The sequence below is a fragment of the Nemorincola caseinilytica genome, assembly GCF_039540515.1.
Taxonomy (GTDB): Bacteria; Bacteroidota; Bacteroidia; order Chitinophagales; family Chitinophagaceae; genus Nemorincola; species Nemorincola caseinilytica.
In genome coordinates, this window is the sequence record NZ_BAABFA010000004.1 from 198855 (window position 1) to 217152 (window position 18298).

Consider the following 18298-nt stretch of genomic DNA (forward strand, 5'->3'; position numbering starts at 1 on the left):
TATGGGGTATTATTCCTTGTCCTTATCCTTGTTCTCAAAGAGTTTTTCCTTGTCCACCACGTTCACCTTGCCCTTGTCGTTCAGGGTGCGGGCTATGGCGCCATAGGGTGCGGTCACTACCTGTTCGTTCTCGGTAATGCCCTCTGTTATTTCCAGGTATTTGTTGTCCTGCAGGCCGGTCTTCACATCGCGCAGGTGCACTGTTTTTGTCTTGTCGTTGTATACGAACACCACCTGGCGTATCTCGTTGGTTATATAGGCCAGCTCTTCCTTCTTCTTCATACTGTCGGGCCAGTCGCGGGTGGTCACTGCGTTCACGGGTACGGAAAGGATGTTCTCCTGCCTGTTGGTCTGTATCTCTACCGATGCCGACATGCCCGGTTTGAAGGGGAATTTACCCTTTGGCAGCTTGGCCGCTATATCGGCATAGCTCGATGGCAGAATGGTGATGTGTACCGTATAGTTGGTCACCTGGTCGGAACTGTTGCCGCCCGCACCCGACATGATGGACTTGGAGCTGCTCACTGCTATCTTCGATACAGTACCCTTGAATTTCCGGTTGCGATAGGCATCGGCCTCTATGATGGTGGTGTCGCCTATCTTCACTTTCGATATATCGGTCTCGCTCACATCCACACGCACCTCTATACGGCTCATATCGGCTATGGTCAGCATTTCGGTACCTGCCATTTGCGCGGTACCTACCACACGCTCGCCCTTCTTTACGTTCAGTTGGGATATGATGCCCGATGTAGGCGCTACTATGGTAGTGCGCTGCAGGTTCTCTTTTGCCTGCGAAAGCCCTGCCATGGCCGCATCCACACTATATTTCCCGCCCGATGCCGATGCCTTTGCAGCTTCCAGCGATGCTTTTGCAGAATTGAAATTCGCCTCGCCCTGCTCATATTCCAGCTGCGATATCACTTTCTGCTCATACAGTTTCTGGTTGCGGTTGTGAGTGGCCAGCGCCAGATCGTACTGCGATTTTGCCTGTGCTATCATCTCCGAAGAGTTCTGCGCCCCTGCCTTCGACTGCGATACCGATGCCGAGGCCTGGTTCACCAGCGAGCTGTATATGGCGGCGTTTATCCTTACCAGCACATCGCCCTTATGTACGCTATCGCCCTCCTGCACATCCAGCATGGTTATCTCACCGCTCACCTCGGGCGCTATCTTCACTTCTGTCTCGGGGTATATCTTGCCGCTTGCCGTCACGGTCTCGGTTATGGTGTGCCTTGCTACCTTTTCTACGGCCACTTTGGTGCCATCATCGCCCCTGTTCTTGATGACGATGACCAGTACTACCAGCAGCAATACACCAATGATAATGATCCACAGGGCTTTTTTCGACCTCATAACGTAGTGTGTGAATTGAGGTGTAAATATACGCTATGGGTATGAACCATGATGCAAAGGATGGGTTAGATAGCCGCAATGCGGGGGAAATGTATGCTGCCGGGCATAGCGGTCGGTCAGATCTTTACCCCCAGTGTAATGAAGAAGCCCCTGCCATCGCCGGGTATGATGCCGGGACCGGGATAGCCGGTGGCGCGGCGGGTGAAGTAGGCCGCATTCAGCACATTGTTCACCGTGCCTTCCACCGTGTACCTGCGCCATGTATACCCCGCCGATATATCGGCCACGCGGTAGGCGGGTATCAGGCCGTTCACGGCGCTGTAAAGCCCGTCGGTAGCATTGGTGGCATCGGCATACTGCTCGCTCAGGGCGCTCAGTTGCACCGACATTTTCAGGCTCTTCCATGCGCCCTGCACGCCTGTGCGCAGGTTCATGAGGGGCACATATTCCACCCGCTTGCCCTGTATGTCGGGTATCATGCTTTTGGTATAGCCGGCCTGTGTAAGGGCCAGGTTGGTGAACAGGTTCAGCTTCCAGTCGCTGCCGGTATAGCCTGCCAGTTGCAGCGCATTCAGCTCCAGGAAGGATTCCAGGCCATATATATCGGCCTGCCCTATGTTGCTCCTGCGGCGTATCACGGTATAGTTCGGTGTTTTGTACAGGTATTCGCCTATGCGGTTGCCATAGTGCAGAAAGAACACATTGGCATCATAGCGCAATACCTTGCCCACACTGCCGCGTATGCCCAGGTCGCCGCTCCAGCCTTTTTCGTCCTGTATGTTGGGGTCTATCTGGAAGGATGGGTTCATGGTGCGTATGTCAGAGAAGGTCACCGAGCGGTAGTTCTGCGAAAGATTGCCATAGAACTCTGCATCCGTATTCAGCTTGTAGCCTGCGCCCACCCCTGCTATCACAAAGGTGCGCGGCAGCGACCTGTTCTCCTGTATCAGGGTATCTATTATAGGGTTGTTCGCAAGGTCGGTCTCGCGGTAGCGGTAGTAGCCCTGCGCACGGGTGCGTATATGCTCGGCTCGCAGGCCGGGGGTGATGTTCAGCCGTGGCCCCAGGCGGAAGATATGCTCTACGAATGCCGCATAGTTCATATTCGGGAACTCATAGTCCGACATCATATCGGTACTTGTCTCATCGGCAAAGGAGAACTGGGGGCCGCTTCCGTTCTGCACATATCCCTGTGCCTCCTTGCTGCGGCCATAGTAGGCGCGTATGCCTGCCAGCAGATTGTTCTCTTGCTTGCCGGCCTTGTACCTGTGTATGATGCGCGATTCCAGCGTGCCGTTCCTGAAAACACCCTTCAGCAGGTCGCGCGGGGCGGTGCCGTTGTCCGGCTGCGATGGCCTGTTGGGGCGGTAGCCCAGTGCATTGCGGGTGGCATACAGGCCCGATGCCCGTGTTTGCCAGCGGGTACGCTCGGTGATGTGGAAGTCCCATTCCAGGTCGGCAAGGTTCCAGTTCACTGCGAACCAGTTGCGCGACCTGTTGCTCTGCCTCGGGTCTTTTGCGAACATGGCATCTGTAAGGCCGCCCGGCTGCTGCGACAGGTAGTTCAGGTGCGTAAGCTCCAGCCCCAGCATATGTTTGTTGCTGATGTGGTAATGCAGGTCGGCATAGGCATTTATGGCCTCGAAGCCGCTATTGGGCCGCCAGCCGTCGCCACGCTTGTACTGCAGGTAGCCGAAGTAGGACAACTTGTCCGATGTGCCGCCTATGCTGTTGTAACTGCCAAAGTACCCCCACGATCCCGCCGTTTGCCTGCTTTCTATCTCCAGCGGCTTCTTGAGGTCGTCGGGCTGTTTCATCTCGAAGTTCAGCAGCCCGCCGAACTGGGTGCCATACTGCAGGCCCGATGCGCCCTTTATCACTTCTATCTTCTTCAGCGCCTCGGTAGGTGGGGTATAGTAGCTTTCGGGATAGCCAAGGGCATCTGCGCTTATATCGTACCCGTTCTGCCGCACATTGAAGTTCGAGGTGCGGTTGGGATCCAGCCCGCGACCGCCTATGCTCAGTTGCAGCCCCGATCCGTCGTTCTCGAAGATGTTCAGCCCTGCTACCTTGGCATATACCTGGCGTGCGTTGTTGGTCGACTTATTGACCGTCAGTTGCTCTACATTTATCAGTTCGGTCTTCTTGCCGGCCGTCAGCTTCATGCCTTCCACCTGGTTCATGCTGCGGAAGTCGCTGCTGTTCCTATCGCGTACCTCTACGGCATTCAAATGCTTTACCGTATCCTGCGCGTGGCAGTATATGGGGAAGGTGAACAATAAGAACAACGAACGTTTACAAACCATATATCTTATACTGTTGATCGGTTATCCATTTTTTATGGAAGAACCCATCTTTTTCTGCCGCCAGGTCTACCGATGTATCGGTTAGCAGCCTGCTGCGCCTGCCATTCAGTGTCACATATACCGTGGCATATACCTTTGGATCCTGCATGCCCTGCTGCCTGTAGTGATCGCGCAGCATGTGCGCGTATTGTAGCAGAAGGTCGGGCTGGGTGGCCATCATCTTTTCCTGGTTGGCGGTCAGGAAGTCGGTATTGTTCACCCCCACTTGCCTGCCGGTAGCGCCATCGCGCACCACGAACTGTGCATAACCTGTTTTCTCCATCAGCATTACCCGCCACGAGAACCGGTAGCCCTCCTCGGTCCAGAAGAGCTCGCCGGGCAGCAGCAGGTAGCGCCAGGGTAGTAGCAACTGAATGACAAAGAACATTGCGAACAGCGCCGGTACCACCCGGCGCCAGGGCGGCGCAAAGGTAAACATATCGCTGCCTGTGGCCGCAGGCAGTTTTGTAAAAAGATGTTCACATTTCTTTACAATAGTATCTATATCGCGGCTGTCGAAGAAGATAAGGGTGGACAGTATCATGATGTAGGGGAACATGCCTATGGGAAAAAGTATGGATGTGGCCACATGGAACACTATCACTGTCGCGAATGCAAATGGCCGGGTGCTCCTGTTCAGCAGAAAGAAAGGCACAGTAAGGTCGTATACCGCACCGAACCAGCTAAAGGCATAGGCCACCCATTCCTTGTTCAGCAGTGGTCCCACCAGTGGCAGGTCGTTCTTGGCAGGCAGCCACAGGCGCAGGGGCATGGCCTGTACCAGCCAGTCGCTGTTCAGCTTTGCCAGCCCGGCATATATATACACTATGCCCAGCATCAGGCGTATGCTGCCTATGGTCCAGCGGGGTAGGTAGCGCTTGTACAGGGTAGGGCGCTGCCATGCATCCAGCGATAGGTTTGCCTGGGCGGGCAGCCATATCATCAGGAAGAGCGCCAGGCTCACAAAGTAGTAGTGGTTCAGGTAATTGGTCTTATCCAGCAGTTCTATCCAGGTAAAGGACAGGAACAGTACTGTGGCCGACAGCCTGTAGAACAACCCCACTGCAAAGAACAATGCGCTGATAGCACAGACGGCAAATAGCAGGTAGGCGCCATTGCCCAGTGGCTTTATCCATTCAAAGCCATAATAGTGGAAATAAAAGTGCGGCCGTATATACAGTTCCTCTATCCAGCCGCGTAGCCAGAACCTGATGACGCCGCCGAACAACATGATACCGAACGCCAGCCTGAAAACGGCAAGAGCAGCCGAGTATAACGGCTGCTCCAGGTATGTCTTTATCGATATGGATGTTGTTCTGCTCATCGCCTCCTATCACATCAGTCCCCATCATTGTCGGTATAGGTAATGGATATCCCGAATGCCGATACCATATCCACCTTCAGCAGCGGTACTACCTGCTGCATCTGGTCGTATAGTTTCAGCACTTCGGCCCTGTTGGTGGTCACTGCAGTGGTTATAGGGGCCGGTATAGTGGTAAGGGCGGTCCTTACTTCTTCCATTTCGGTGGCTATCACATTGGCCATTGGCGTTCCATTATCATCCTTGGTACCTATAGCTGCCAGGTAGTCTTTGAAGCCCATGCCATTGTTACTGCCATTGTAATAAATGCCCTCGTAAAAGGCGGCAACACTGTTCATAGCTGCTATGGCCAGGTCTTTTGATAGGGTAGGTGTGTAATATGCCTCGGTAAGCTCTGGCGCGGCAGTGCCTGTCATGGCACCCACCGGCAGGCCTATCTTGCCCGATCGTACATAGCGTTCGTAATACAGCACATAGGCATTGGTCATAAGCGATATGCTGCCGGTGACACTGGTAGATGTGGCCGCTATGAAGGTGCCCCTGTAGCCGCCCCATGCATCTTTTACCGCAGTTATCTTGGCCAGCATCTTTGCTGCTACGGTCTGCAGGTATTGCTTGCGGCCGGTGGCTTTCGCATCGGTGGTGTATAGGGCCACTATAGCGCTATTGGTAGTGGCAAGGCCGTTCAGCAGGTAGTCCAGCGCGGGAAAGCCCTGTGCATCCTTATTGCCGAACTGTTCCAGGTCGTAGCTGCCCGATGTGATATTGGTGTTCACCTTCGTTACAGATACAGGATAGATGTTCAGGAAGTCGCGCAGCGATATGCTGGCCTCCGGGCCGAACTCCAGCACTTCCACACCCTGCCATGTAAGGTATGCCTCTTTCCACGCTGTGCGTGCGGCTATGAGTTTTGTGGTATCGGGCGCAGCAGCGAATTCGTCTATTTTCGTTCTCAGCGTGGTCAGTTTCCCCGCCATGTCGGCATAGGCGGGTATCACATAGTTATCAGCATAATTTGTGAGCATTGCCGCCCTGTCGAAGTCGACAGAAGTATCGTTATCCTTATCCTTGTCTTTATTGCAGCCGGCCACAGACAGTATCACTGCCACCGCTGCTGCCATTGCCAAAAGTGCCTTTTTTCTCATTTTTATGGTTCGTCTTTTTACGACCGAAGCGACCGGTAACTTACCGGTCGCTCCATTTAGTTCTTCATAGGATGTATAAGGTACGATCTAGTGGTTCACCACCGCTTCCTTGTCTATGCCGCAGGCAGTAGCTATCTGATCGCGAACAGTATCGAGGTCGGCATTGGTCAGCGACCAGAAACCATTTGTTTTGTTCATCAGCAGGCCCATCAGCTCTTCAGACTTTGCCCTGTTCACTTTCGCATTGTGTGCAAAGCGCAGAGAATACAAGAAGCCCATACCTTCCGACAGAGAGTGGAAACGTGCAGCATCGGTAGTAGCGGTCTTGGTCTTGTTCAGGTAGCTTACGGCTACAGTGGCCACAGCTTTTTCCAGCGCAGTGCGTATAGAGGCTATCTGTGCATCGCGTGTGGTCATGTCCTTGTTCACTACCGCAGCACGGCCTTTCAGGAAGGCCAGGTATACCGCTGTAGGGTCGCCGTAGGTGCCGTTCACCTGGCGTACATAGCTGCCCAGGTAGCTTTCCAGCCACTTTGTAGCATCGTTAGGATCGGGCTTGGGGTAGTATTCGTTGGCAGTAAGGTAGCCATATGCCTCATCCCAGTGGTGTTCCAGCGCGGTATAGTTCTTGCCGCTTACTATGGTGTTGTTGTCGGCGGCCATTTTCTCTGTGCCCAGGTATATGTTGCTTATCTGGTCCAGCATCATGGCACCCATCAGGCCTTTCTGTATGAACTGGCCATATTCGAAGCCCTTTGCATTCACCAGGTAGTTGCCCAGCTTGCCCGGTACGCCTATAGCTGCAGTTTGCGAAGCATGTGTGCTGGCCAGCGCCACAGAGTCGAAACAGGCCTTGAACCAGTTGCGCTCGGCATCTGCATCAGCAGTAGCGAACGACTGGGCCGTTTTAGATATGATGGTCTTATCGGTAGCGCTGTTCAGTGCTGCATCGCTGAAGGGGCTGCCGGTATTGGCATACATGTTCTTCAGTTTTGTAGCGTCCAGTGCGGCGGTAGAGAACGTTTTGATATATGCGTCCATCTCCTTCATCATGCTGATGCGGGTGGTCTGGCCGCTAAAGTCTACCGATGTGTTACCATCGGTGCCCTTGAAGGTGGTAAAGTAGCTGGTAGTAGCTGTGAGCGATGCGTAGGGCACCTTTTCTTCAGGTGTGGTTTCTTTGTCTTTTTTACACGCGCCGAACAGCATAGACGCTGCAGCTACAGAAAGTACTAATTTTTTGTTCATATTAAAGTGGGAACGTTTTTGTGGGTGCAAATGTATCGGCTGCCCACCGGCCCGATCTTCATAATCGGGAAATTCTAGTTTTTCCGCTTTATTTCACATGTGTTATTTGTTGTATAAAATAGTAAGGACGGCCCTAAAGCCGTCCTTGGAGAATTGTATCTGTATTATTTTAATTATATACCACTGCGTCCCTGTCTACGTTGTAGGTAGTAGCTATCTGGTCGCGCACGTTGGTGATATCGGTAGTGGTGAGCGACCAGAACCCATTGGCCTTGTTCATCAGCATGCCCATCAGTTCTTCCGACCTGGCCTTGCTTAGCTTGGGGCTGTAGGCATAGCGAAGCGCGTATATCATACCTGCGCCCTGAGACAGTGCATGATAGCGCGAGGCCTCGTTCGAGGCTGCCATTGCCCTGTTCAGGAAGCTTACGGCCACTGTGGCCAGGGCTCTTTCTATTTTGTTGTGTATTATCTCTATCTGCTGGTCGCGGGTGGCTATATCCTTGTTCACTATAGCGGCACGCCCTTTCAGAAATGCCATATATACATCGGTAGGCTCACCGAAGAGGCCGTTCACCTGGCGCACAAGGTCGCCCAGGTAGTTTTCCTGCCAGCTACCCTTATTGTCCTTTTTAGGGAAATACTCATTGGTGGTAAGGCAGCCGTAGGCCTCATCCCAGTTGTGTTCCAGTTGTGTATAGTTCTTGCCGGCCACTACCGTGGTATTGTCTGCGGCCATCTTTTCGGGGCTCAGCATCACATTCATATGGTCCAGCAGCAGGGCGCCTGTCAGGCCCACCTCTGCGAACTGCCCGTATTCGAATGCCTTGCCATTCACCAGGTAGGCATAGTCCAGCGCGCCGGGTACACCCTGCGAGGCCAATGTCTGCCCGTGAACGCTTATAGCGGCCACCGAATCGAACCAGGCACTTATGATAGCGCGCTCGGCCTCGCCATCGGCCGCAGCGAACGACATGGCCGTTACCGATGCCATACTGATGCCGGTAGCATTTTTAAGCGATGTATCCTTGAAGGGGTTGTTCGTATTATTGAACATATCCTTCATTTTGGCACCGCTAAGGGGTACAGCACCGAAAGAGATCATGTATTCATCCAGTTCCTTCAGCATGTTCACACGTTTTCCCATATCGGCCAGGTCTGCGGTGGTATTGCCATCCGCACCCTTGAAGGTGGTGAAGTAGTTGGTAGTGGTAGTGAGCGACCCATAGGGCACCTTCATATGCGTATCCTCTTTCCTGCACGAGCCGAACAGGGTAGCAGCGGCGGCTATCAGTAATAGCGACTTTCTCATATTATGTTCTTGTAACGGTAAATGTACCTTAAAGATAGGGATAAGACCTCATGTACGAGAAACTTCAGACCATGCAATTAGTAGGTAGTAAAACGAAAATAAGCGCCTTGTGAGCGCTTATTCCTGGTGACCTTGTCAGGATTCAAACCTGAAACCTTTTGATCCGTAGTCAAATGCTCTATTCAGTTGAGCTACAAGGCCATTCCCGTTTTGGGAGTGCAAAGATACTAAACGCCCTGTATTTTGCAAATACTTTTTCGCGGCAGAGAAAAAATATACACCTTTGAACAGCTAAAACCACTACAGGCGTGCATATAGAGATATGGTCTTTGGGCAAGGATAACGAACCTCATATAGAAGAGGGCGTGCGCCTGTACTTCAAAAAGATACAGCCGTGGAACACCATAGAGCTGGTGACCCTGCAGATACCCCGAAAATATGCCACCGCCGATGCTGCCACTGCCAAGCGGCTGGAGGAAGAACTGCTGCTGAAGCGCCTGCAGCAGCATCATTACCTGGTATTGCTGGATGAACGCGGCAAGCTGCTGAACTCGCCCCAATGGGCCACCCAGCTACAGCAGATGATGAACCAAGGCGTAAAGACCCTGGTGATACTGATAGGCGGTGCCTATGGTGTAACAGATGCTGTGCGCAGCAGGGCAAAGCAGGTATGGTCGCTGTCGGCGCTGGTATTTCCGCACCAGTTGGTGCGGCTAATAGTGGCCGAGCAGGTATACCGCTCTCTCAGCATCCTCAATAATTCACAGTACCATCACGAGTAGCCGTGAGGTTACCACGGTGCATCCTCATCGGTCTGGGGTGGTGGTGCAGGTTTCTGGCCCGGCAACTCATCATCTTCCCAGCTCATGCTGTTGGCCTTAGACTGCAGTGTCTGGAAGCCCGTAGCCCCGTCCTCTATGTATAGCTTGCTGCCTCCGAATTCGCTGGCATCGCGCCCGCGTATACCTGCCGAGGGGTTGTCTCTATTGGGGCCAGCGGCAAAGCCACCGGGAGGTGTGCTTCTGCCAAAGCCGGCATCGAAGTTGCCGCCACCGCCACCAAAGTTGTTGCCACCACCTGGGTTACCGCCACCGCTGCGCCCTTTGTAAGAGTCGAAGCCATCATCCTCCAGATCCACGAACTTCTGGTACTCTTTTATGAAGCGCACCTTTACCTGCCCGGTACTACCGTTACGGTGCTTGGCTATATGTATATGCGTTTCGCCCTCTATGGTCTCGCCCATTTCGTTGCTGCTGTTGCCATAGTACTCGGGCCTGTACAGGAACATAACAAGGTCGGCATCCTGTTCTATGGCACCCGATTCGCGAAGGTCGCTCAGCTGCGGTACCTTGCTTTCCTTACGCGTCTCTACCGAACGGTTCAACTGCGAAAGCGCTATGATAGGCACTTCCAGCTCTTTTGCCAGCGCCTTCAGATCGCGCGATATCTTGCTTATCTCCTGCTCGCGGTTGCCGCCCTTCTCTACACTGGCCTGCATAAGCTGCAGGTAGTCTATGAGTATCATCTGTATGTCGTGCTTCTGCTTCAGCCTGCGGGCCTTTGCACGCAGCTCGAAGATGTTCAGCGCGGCCTGGTCATCTATGAATATCTTGGCCTGCGACAGCTTGGTCATACGCTGCGATAGCTGTATGAATTCGTGTTCGGCCATTTTTCCACGGGTTATGGCTTCCATGCTCACTTCGGCCACGCAGCTCAGCATCCTTTTCACTATCTGCCCGGCACCCATTTCCAGCGAGAATAGGGCTACCGGGAATTGCTTGCCAGCATTCATGGCCGCATTCATGGCCAGGTTCAGCGTAAATGCCGTTTTACCCACGGCCGGCCTTGCTGCCAGTATTATCAGGTCGGTCTTTTGCCAGCCACCGGTAAGTGCATCCAGCCCACGGAAGTTGGATGGCACACCGGTTATATCATCGGTCTTTTTGCGGTTCTCGTCTATTTCGTTTATGGTGCGTACCAGTACTTCCTGAAGGCTTTTGAAGTTCTTGCGCAGGTGCTTGTCGGTTATGTCGTACAGGCCGGTCTCGGCCTTGTCCAGCAGGTCGAACACGTCGGTACTGTCCTCATAGGCATCGCTTATCACCGAGCTGCTTATGCGTATCAGTTCGCGCTGTATGAATTTCTCCATCACCAGGCGAGCGTGCGCCTCGACGTGAGCGCTAGACAGTACGCTCATTGTAAGGCGGGTGAGGTAGTAGGCGCCACCTACCAGTTCCAGTTCATTGCTTCTGCGCAGTTCTTCGGTTATGGTAAGCAGGTCGACGGGTGTACCCTTGTCGAAGAGCCTGCGCATGGCCGAATATATTTTCTGGTGGGCATCTACATAGAAGCAATCTTCGCTTTGTATTATTTCCAGTACCTGTGCAAAGGTGTCTTTTTCCAGCATGGCGGCACCCAGCACGGCCTCCTCCAGTTCGGGGGCCTGCGGCGGTACCTTGCCATACACCAGGCTCGAAATGTCGGGTTTCCGGCCCTGTGAGCGAGAGGAAGAAAAATCTTTTTTTATATTTAAAGCCATTGCTTTTAATGCGATTATATGGTCAGTTAGTTCAGTTTATTTTGTCCACTCATCTATGCCGGCGGCGTCTTTTCCCGGTGTTAACTGTAGTTGAAGACACGGTTAAGCGAACGTGAAGAACGGCCATGAAAATTTGTGAGGGGAACGAATGTAAATGCGAAAAACCGTACCGCAAACAAAAAGGGATCGTATAATTTTAAGCACCTCGCACACATCTTTTACACAGGTTGTGAATTGTAAAGTTCCGAAATAAACCTGTTATCCACACATATACTTTGTTATACAGGGAAGCTAACAGGTTATTCAGGATCGGGTGTGCAAAAAAGATCTTGTTAAGCGTTTTTTTGGGAACATGCTTTTTGCTATCGGCATAGGTTATCTTTGCTCAAATTTGAACGCCACAGATGATCATTTCTTACCAATGGTTGCTTGAATACCTGCCGGAACCCTTGCCAGTGAACGAATTGAGCCAGATACTCACATCCATAGGGCTGGAAGTAGAGGCCGTAGAACCCGTAGAGACCATAAAGGGTGGGCTGGAAGGACTGGTGACAGGTGAGGTGCTCACCTGTGCCAAACACCCCAATGCCGATAAGCTGAGTGTGACCACTGTATCGGTAGGTGGCGCCGAGCCCCTGCACATAGTGTGCGGTGCGCCCAATGTGGCCGCCGGGCAAAAGGTGATAGTGGCCACGGTAGGTACCACGGTATACCCCACAGAGGGCGACCCCATAACCATAAAGAAAGCCAAGATACGCGGCGAGGAAAGCGCTGGTATGATATGTGCCGAGGACGAAATAGGCCTAGGCAACAGCCATGCGGGCATCATGATACTGCCAGCCGATACGCAGGTGGGCATACCTGCCAGCCAGTACTTCAACCTGCCCGCTACCGACCACGCCATACACATAGGCCTTACGCCCAACCGCAGCGATGCCAACAGCCATATAGGCGTGGCCCGCGATGTGTGCGCCTACTTGTCGCACCACCGCAAGAGCGAGCACCGTGCCGTGATGCCGGTATCTTTCTTCGATATAGATGACAAGAGCGGAACAGATGGCTGGCCTGCCATAAATGTGAGCATAGAGGCCGTAGAGGCATGTCCACGCTATGCAGGCATGGGTATAAGTGGTGTAAAGGTGGGCGATTCGCCTGAATGGCTGCAACGCAGGCTGGCGGCCATAGGTGTGCGCAGCATCAATAATATAGTAGACATCACCAACTATGTGCTGCACGAATATGGGCAGCCCCTGCACGCCTTCGATGCCGATAGACTGAATGGCGGCAAGATAGTAGTGCGCCACCTGCCTGAGGGCACCGTGTTCACCGGCCTGGACGACAAGCAGCGCAAGCTGCGTGCCGATGACCTGATGATATGCGACGGTAATGGCCCCGTGGCCATAGGCGGCGTGTTCGGCGGCAAGGATAGCGGTATCACTGAGGGCACTGCAAATGTGTTCCTCGAAAGCGCCTATTTCGCGCCCATGGGCATACGCCGTACATCCATGCATCATGGTCTGCGCACCGATGCCGCCACACACTTCGAGAAGGGGGTGGATATAAATAATGTGCTGCCCGCATTGCACCGTGCAGCGGCCATGATAGCAGAGATAGCAGGTGGCAGGGTACTACCGCATATGACGGATGTGTACCCCACGCCGCTCAAGACCACAGAGGTAAGTATAACATACGAACATATACGCCGCCTCAGCGGCAAGGACTATGGCCACGAGGCCATACGCAACATACTGCTGGCGCTGGGCTTCGGTATACAGGGCGAGACCGCCGAGATGCTGAAGCTAAGTGTGCCATCGAACAAGACCGATGTGACCCAGCCTGCTGATATAGTGGAAGAGATACTGCGCATAGATGGGCTGGACAATATAGAGATACCTCAGCGACTGAACATATCGCTCACCAAAGCATTGCCTACCGACAGGCACATGCGCGAGCGTGTGGCCGCCCTGCTGTGTGGCATGGGTATGCAGGAGATAGTGACCAACTCTATAGTGAACAGCAAATACTACCCCGGCAACGAAACGCTGGTGCGCATGATAAACAGTCTCAGCGCCGACCTGGACTGTATGCGCCCATCGCTGCTGGAAGGCGCGCTGGAAGTGGCTGCATACAACTGCAACCGCAGAAGTACCGACCTGGCACTGTTCGAGTTCGGTAATGTGTACAAGCACATAGATGGCAAGTATGTAGAGGAAAGCCGCCTGTCGCTGCTCGTTACCGGCAACGCTCGCGGCCAGCATTGGCAGTACAAGGCACAGCCTGCAGATATATACTACCTGAAAGGCCTGCTGAACAATATGCTGGCAGCCAATGGTATCACAGGCATAGCCACATCTTACGATGGCGATACCATAGTATGGAAGTGGAAGAACCGCGAGCTGTGCCGTATGATGCAGGTGCCAAAGGATAAGCGCACTGCGTTCGATGTAAAGCAGGACGTGTATTATGCCGAGATATACTGGGAAGTATGGTATAGCGCTACAGGGTCTGTAAAGACCAGGTACAGCGAGGTGCCCAAATTCCCCGCCGTGCAGCGCGACCTGGCCATAGTGCTGGATACACAGGTCTCTTACCAGCAGGTGCAGGAAGTGACCGCCCAGCTAAAGCTGGCAGAGCTGCGCACTTATGGCCTTTTCGATGTGTTCGAGAGCGAAAAACTGGGCGCAGGCAAAAAGTCCTATGCCCTCAATTATACTTTCCAGTTGCAAGACCGTACCTTGACCGATGCGGAGACCGAGCAACTGATGAAAAAACTGGCCGATGCCTATAAGAACAAGCTGAACGCACTGATACGCGACTGATGCAGGTACTGGACGAACTGAACGGCAAACTGAACACGCTGCTGAAGAAATACACAGCGCTGGAGGCGGAGAACAAACGCCTGAGGGATACCGTTGCCAGGCTGGAAAGGACAGGCGAAAAATTGACGGCCCAACTGGCATCCCTGGAAAAAGATATGGTAAGCGTAGACCTGAATGCTGCCGTGGCCGGGGACGACGACCGCCAGAACATGCGCAAACAACTGGACATAGTGATAACCGAGATAGACAGGATACTAACGACCCTCAATGACTGATAAGGCCAGAAATATCCTCGTTACTACCATAGTGTTGCTGGTATCGTTGTACTCCTGCACGCAGGAGCGGCAGCCCTGCCTTACGCCCCGTAGCGCCAGCCTCAGGATGCGCATGGTAAGAAAGGTCACCGACAGCCTTACTATAGATACCGCCACGCCCAATCCGTTCTTCCGTGCTGTGGCCGCTGGCGGTCAGCAGGGATACCTGTATACCTCACGTTCGTCATTCGCGCTCTCCCTTTCTCCCGTGGCCGATACCAGTATGTGGCTCTACAGCCCCGATACCGCGGCGGGCACACTTACAGATACCATCATATTCCGTTACGAGCGGCAGTTGCAGTTCATATCCAATGCCTGCGGCTATACCTATTACTACGACCTCCGTTCGGCAGCTACTACCAGCCATACCATAGATTCCGTACAGATCATCAATTCCAGTGTCACCAGCGATGCCAGCAAGAACCATATACAGGTATATATACATCCTAGGCCTTAGTGTGGCCGCACTATGTATGTGTGCGCCTGTATATGCACAGGCAGACACCACAAAGACCGCCGACACAGCGGCCGCAGAGACCGATGTGCCCGACCGCAAGAAGTACGATGTAGGCCACCAGCTGGCCATAGGTGTAGATGTTTTTTATCCCGTGCTCAATACCCGCATCAGCAATAAATACAGCTACGAGGGCGAGGTACACTACTACCTGAAGAACGAATACTACCTGGCCGCCGAGGGTGGCTGGGGAGGGTCGGAGGTGTCTTACCCCGACCTGCAGTATACCACCACCAACTATTTCGGCAGGCTGGGCTTCAATAAGAGCATTCTGTACCGCGAAAGCGAGCACGATTGGGATATGATGTTCGTAGGGTTGCGCATGGCCTATGGCAATGTATCGCGCAGCCCGGGTACATACATTGTTACAGATAGTCTATGGGGCAGCATATCGGGCATCAGCCCGGCCAGGAGCTTTTCTGTCATTTGGTCGGAGGTGACCATGGGTATGCGGGTAGAGCTGGTACACGGCCTGCTGGCAGGCTGGAACCTTCGCGGCAAATTCCTGATGAACGGAAAGTCCTTCCGCGACCTTCAACCCCTGCATATAGCAGGTTATGGCAAGGGCGATAAGGGCGCCGTGTTCGACCTCAATATCTACCTCGACTATGCCATAAGGTGGGGCCGGAAAGAGAAAAAGAAATAGGCATAATACCCTGCCGGGCACTCACATCTCATCACCTCCCCTAGGGGAGGTCGGGAGGGGCTGAACATAATGCGATATTAGTTTCCCGGCGGGTATAATAACAATTTGACTTCAAAATTCGGCACAGGAAAATTTCACGTTATAGCGCTCATAGTTCACCTCCTTCCCTTTGGGGAGGTTCGGGAGGGGCCAAAAAAACATGCCTGTTTTCATTGTCTAATTGGTATAAAACATCAGGGGCCATCCTGTGGACAGCCCCTGGCAAGTTTGTTGCTAAGATATAGCTATTAGTCTTCGCTGTTATCTTTTACGATGTGCAGATGGCCCCTGCCGCAGCAGTCTTCGTGGTAGTTAGCACGCGTATATGTATGCTTGCAGCTATTGTTGCTGGTGCAGCAGTTGTCTTTCTTTTCGTTGTCGCAGCATGCAGCTTTGCGTTTTGCATAGCAGCCATCAGGGCCATAGTAGTAACCGTGATGTCCCCAGCAGCCATGGCTATGATGGTGCCAATGTTTGCCACCACAATGATTGTTGCTCTTGCAGCAATCGCCAGCGCTTGCAGTGAAAGCTGATAAAATTGCTACCAGCAGTGTACCAGTTACGATCCTTAGTTTCATACGGTCAGTTTTTTGGATTAAGTAATTTGATTTGTTTAGTGTTTTTTGTGTGTTCGATACAGATCTACAGCATAAAGTTAAGCCAAATGATCTTGAAATCAAAATGACATTGGGAAAAAACATGTTCCTGCCATGCCGCTGTACAGATGCCGTTCATTGATACACACTTATGTATATAGCCGGCCGGGCACTGCCATGCCTGCCTGATAATGCCAATGGTCATTTCCGGGCCGCGCGGTTACTTTTACAGGTAAGATCTCGCGGGGGGGGGGGGCTGTTGTCACGTTTTGGTCATTTAAGTAGCTGACAAAGATCAGCTCCCATTGCCATAGGCCGATAAGTGTGTTTCTTTGCACGTTCTTGGTCTTTCCCGAATGATAAAAGATAGTAATAAACGTGGTATCATACTCATGAACCTCGGTTCGCCCGATACCACAGAGGTAAAAGATGTGCGCAGGTATCTCGATGAGTTCCTGATGGATGAGCGTGTCATAGACTCGCCATATATATGGCGCAGTATACTGGTAAAAGGTATCATCAACCCCTTCCGTGCGCCGAAGTCGGCAGAGGCATACCGCGCCATATGGACGAAGGACGGCTCTCCGTTGGTACACATCACCCGCCAGTTGCGCGATGCCCTGCAGGAGAAAGTGGCCGAGCCCGTGGTGATAGCCATGCGTTACGGCAACCCCGATATCAGGACCGCCTATGAGCAGTTGCTGCACATAGCACCGGGTATAGAAGAGGTGGTGCTGCTGCCATTGTACCCACATTATGCCATGTCCAGCTTCGAAACAGCATCGGTAGAGGCCCGCAAGGTACATGCCGATGGCAAGTACAGTTTCAAACTGTCGGTAGTGAGGCCATTCTACAACCACCCTGCCTATATAGCCGCAATGGCCGAAAGCATGAGGGAGTATGTGACGGGCAATGACAAGCATGTGCTTTTCAGCTACCACAGCATACCCGAAAAGCACATACACATGCGCGACATCACCGAGTCGCACTGCCTGCGTGGCGAATGCTGTACCACGCCATCGGCTACGCATAGCTATTGCTACAGGCACCAATGCCTGGAGACCACACGGCTGGTGGTAGAAGCATTGGGCCTGCCAAAGGAACGCTACAGTATAGCCTTCCAGTCGAAACTGGGCCGTGCAGAGTGGCTGAGACCCGCCACCACCCTGCGCATGACGCAAATGCCGGCCGAGGGTATAAAAGATCTGCTGGTAGTATGTCCTTCCTTCGTGAGCGACTGCCTGGAAACACTGGAAGAGATAGCCATACGCGAAAAGGAGAACTTTATGCACGCCGGTGGCAACTCTTATGAGTACATCCCCTGCATGAATACCCGGCCCGCCTGGGTGAGCGCCGTAGAGACGCTGTTAAGGGAATTATGAATTGGGGATTAGGAATTAGGTATTCGGAATTGGGAATTTGTAATTAGGAATTTGTAATTAGGAATTGGGAATTGGGGGTAATGAATAAGGAATGATGACCCGCTTTTACTTAAGACCTTCTACTTTCTACTCACTACTTTCTACTTTTGACCCATAACTATCTACTAACGACTCGCGACTAAAAATGTATACCTACGTCAAAGCGTTACATATCATCTTCATCGTTACCTGGTTCAGCGGTATGTTCTATATCGTGCGGCTGTTCATATACAATACCGAGGCCAACGATAAGCCCGAGGCCGAGCGTACCGTACTGCAGCAGCAGTTCGGTATCATGATAAAGCGTCTTTGGTTCGGTATCACATGGCCATCGGCCGTGCTTACCCTCATTTTCGGGCCGTGGATGTGGTATCAGTATGCACAGATGCAGCCCGAACTGCCCATGTGGCTCGCCATAAAATTGGGTTTTGTAGTGGGGCTGTATGCCTACTTTTTTACCCTGCACCGTATATACAAGCAACAAATGGCTGGCATATTCAAATACTCATCGGGCAAGCTCAGGGTATGGAACGAGGTGGCTACCATATTCCTTGTGGCCATAGTAATGCTGGCCGTGGTAAAGCAGGGCATGAGCCTGCTGTGGGGCCTGGGTGGGCTCATATGCTTCGTTATACTCCTCATGAGCGCCATAAAGATCTACAAACGCCTCAGGAAGGCATAGG

15 protein-coding genes and 1 tRNA gene are annotated in these 18298 nt (G+C 52.7%); 7 read left to right on the forward strand and 9 right to left on the reverse strand.

From position 1 onward, the window contains the following. Nucleotides 1-9 precede the first annotated feature (9 nt). From ABD843_RS01570 to ABD843_RS01600, 7 genes are all read right to left on the reverse strand, one after another. Nucleotides 10-1356: an efflux RND transporter periplasmic adaptor subunit gene (locus tag ABD843_RS01570; protein ID WP_345077477.1), complete on the reverse strand. Its 1347-nt coding sequence runs from the start codon at nt 1354-1356 to the stop codon at nt 10-12. 116 nt (nt 1357-1472) lie between these two features. Further along, nucleotides 1473-3662 carry a TonB-dependent receptor family protein gene (locus tag ABD843_RS01575; RefSeq protein WP_345077480.1) on the reverse strand — a complete coding sequence of 730 codons (2190 nt, stop codon included), beginning with the start codon at nt 3660-3662 and terminating at the stop codon, nt 1473-1475. Further along, on the reverse strand, nt 3652-5025 hold the full coding sequence (locus tag ABD843_RS01580; RefSeq protein WP_345077483.1) for an HTTM domain-containing protein: 1374 nt from the start codon (nt 5023-5025) through the stop codon (nt 3652-3654). Before ABD843_RS01580 ends, ABD843_RS01575 begins: the two co-directional genes overlap by 11 nt. 14 nt (nt 5026-5039) lie before the next feature. After that, nucleotides 5040-6167 carry an imelysin family protein gene (locus ABD843_RS01585; protein ID WP_345077486.1) on the reverse strand — a complete coding sequence of 376 codons (1128 nt, stop codon included), beginning with the start codon at nt 6165-6167 and terminating at the stop codon, nt 5040-5042. An 87-nt stretch (nt 6168-6254) separates the two neighbouring features. Next, nucleotides 6255-7415, reverse strand: a complete 1161-nt coding sequence (locus ABD843_RS01590) for a DUF4856 domain-containing protein (protein WP_345077489.1) — start codon at nt 7413-7415, stop codon at nt 6255-6257. Between the two features lie 169 nt (nt 7416-7584). After that, nucleotides 7585-8727 carry a DUF4856 domain-containing protein gene (locus ABD843_RS01595; RefSeq protein WP_345077492.1) on the reverse strand — a complete coding sequence of 381 codons (1143 nt, stop codon included), beginning with the start codon at nt 8725-8727 and terminating at the stop codon, nt 7585-7587. 124 nt (nt 8728-8851) lie between these two features. Next, nucleotides 8852-8928, reverse strand: a tRNA-Arg gene (locus tag ABD843_RS01600). 107 nt (nt 8929-9035) lie between these two features. On the opposite strand from ABD843_RS01600, the gene ABD843_RS01605 reads away from it, so the two are divergent. Continuing rightward, nucleotides 9036-9509, forward strand: a complete 474-nt coding sequence (locus tag ABD843_RS01605; RefSeq protein ID WP_345077495.1) for a 23S rRNA (pseudouridine(1915)-N(3))-methyltransferase RlmH — start codon at nt 9036-9038, stop codon at nt 9507-9509. A gap of 8 nt (nt 9510-9517) precedes the next feature. Here the strand turns inward: ABD843_RS01605 and dnaB are convergent, their stop codons facing one another. Continuing rightward, nucleotides 9518-11266: a replicative DNA helicase gene (gene dnaB, locus ABD843_RS01610; RefSeq protein ID WP_345077498.1), complete on the reverse strand. Its 1749-nt coding sequence runs from the start codon at nt 11264-11266 to the stop codon at nt 9518-9520. Nucleotides 11267-11670: 404 nt separating this feature from the next. On the opposite strand from dnaB, the gene pheT reads away from it, so the two are divergent. The 4 genes from pheT to ABD843_RS01630 are packed head-to-tail and all read left to right on the forward strand — an operon-like array spanning nt 11671 to nt 15559. Further along, nucleotides 11671-14085: a phenylalanine--tRNA ligase subunit beta gene (pheT, locus tag ABD843_RS01615; protein WP_345077501.1), complete on the forward strand. Its 2415-nt coding sequence runs from the start codon at nt 11671-11673 to the stop codon at nt 14083-14085. After that, the gene (locus ABD843_RS01620; protein WP_345077504.1) at nt 14085-14360 is read left to right on the forward strand and encodes a hypothetical protein; all 276 of its coding nucleotides are present in this window, start codon (nt 14085-14087) and stop codon (nt 14358-14360) included. Before pheT ends, ABD843_RS01620 begins: the two co-directional genes overlap by 1 nt. Beyond that, the gene (locus ABD843_RS01625; RefSeq protein WP_345077507.1) at nt 14353-14856 is read left to right on the forward strand and encodes a DUF6452 family protein; all 504 of its coding nucleotides are present in this window, start codon (nt 14353-14355) and stop codon (nt 14854-14856) included. Before ABD843_RS01620 ends, ABD843_RS01625 begins: the two co-directional genes overlap by 8 nt. Then, on the forward strand, nt 14810-15559 hold the full coding sequence (locus ABD843_RS01630; RefSeq protein WP_345077510.1) for a DUF6048 family protein: 750 nt from the start codon (nt 14810-14812) through the stop codon (nt 15557-15559). Before ABD843_RS01625 ends, ABD843_RS01630 begins: the two co-directional genes overlap by 47 nt. 287 nt (nt 15560-15846) lie before the next feature. Here the strand turns inward: ABD843_RS01630 and ABD843_RS01635 are convergent, their stop codons facing one another. Next, nucleotides 15847-16176, reverse strand: a complete 330-nt coding sequence (locus tag ABD843_RS01635; RefSeq protein ID WP_345077514.1) for a hypothetical protein — start codon at nt 16174-16176, stop codon at nt 15847-15849. Between the two features lie 374 nt (nt 16177-16550). Between ABD843_RS01635 and hemH the strand changes: the two genes are divergently transcribed. Together hemH and ABD843_RS01645 are read left to right on the forward strand one after the other, a co-directional pair. Beyond that, a complete protein-coding gene (hemH, locus tag ABD843_RS01640) occupies nt 16551-17576 on the forward strand; it encodes a ferrochelatase (protein WP_345077517.1) in 1026 nt (341 codons plus the stop codon). A 184-nt stretch (nt 17577-17760) separates the two neighbouring features. Then, nucleotides 17761-18297 (forward strand): CopD family protein, encoded by a 537-nt coding sequence (locus ABD843_RS01645; RefSeq protein WP_345077520.1) that lies wholly within the window; start codon nt 17761-17763, stop codon nt 18295-18297. Nucleotide 18298: the final 1 nt, after the last annotated feature.

Coding starts and splice junctions, on each gene's coding strand:
- ABD843_RS01570 (WP_345077477.1), bottom strand. CDS start 1,356: ATGAGGTCGAAAAAAGCCCTGTGGATCATTATCATTGGTGTATTGCTG.
- ABD843_RS01575 (WP_345077480.1), bottom strand. CDS start 3,662: ATGGTTTGTAAACGTTCGTTGTTCTTATTGTTCACCTTCCCCATATAC.
- ABD843_RS01580 (WP_345077483.1), bottom strand. CDS start 5,025: ATGAGCAGAACAACATCCATATCGATAAAGACATACCTGGAGCAGCCG.
- ABD843_RS01585 (WP_345077486.1), bottom strand. CDS start 6,167: ATGAGAAAAAAGGCACTTTTGGCAATGGCAGCAGCGGTGGCAGTGATA.
- ABD843_RS01590 (WP_345077489.1), bottom strand. CDS start 7,415: ATGAACAAAAAATTAGTACTTTCTGTAGCTGCAGCGTCTATGCTGTTC.
- ABD843_RS01595 (WP_345077492.1), bottom strand. CDS start 8,727: ATGAGAAAGTCGCTATTACTGATAGCCGCCGCTGCTACCCTGTTCGGC.
- dnaB (WP_345077498.1), bottom strand. CDS start 11,266: ATGGCTTTAAATATAAAAAAAGATTTTTCTTCCTCTCGCTCACAGGGC.
- pheT (WP_345077501.1), top strand. CDS start 11,671: ATGATCATTTCTTACCAATGGTTGCTTGAATACCTGCCGGAACCCTTG.
- ABD843_RS01620 (WP_345077504.1), top strand. CDS start 14,085: ATGCAGGTACTGGACGAACTGAACGGCAAACTGAACACGCTGCTGAAG.
- ABD843_RS01625 (WP_345077507.1), top strand. CDS start 14,353: ATGACTGATAAGGCCAGAAATATCCTCGTTACTACCATAGTGTTGCTG.
- ABD843_RS01630 (WP_345077510.1), top strand. CDS start 14,810: ATGCCAGCAAGAACCATATACAGGTATATATACATCCTAGGCCTTAGT.
- ABD843_RS01635 (WP_345077514.1), bottom strand. CDS start 16,176: ATGAAACTAAGGATCGTAACTGGTACACTGCTGGTAGCAATTTTATCA.
- hemH (WP_345077517.1), top strand. CDS start 16,551: ATGATAAAAGATAGTAATAAACGTGGTATCATACTCATGAACCTCGGT.
- ABD843_RS01645 (WP_345077520.1), top strand. CDS start 17,761: ATGTATACCTACGTCAAAGCGTTACATATCATCTTCATCGTTACCTGG.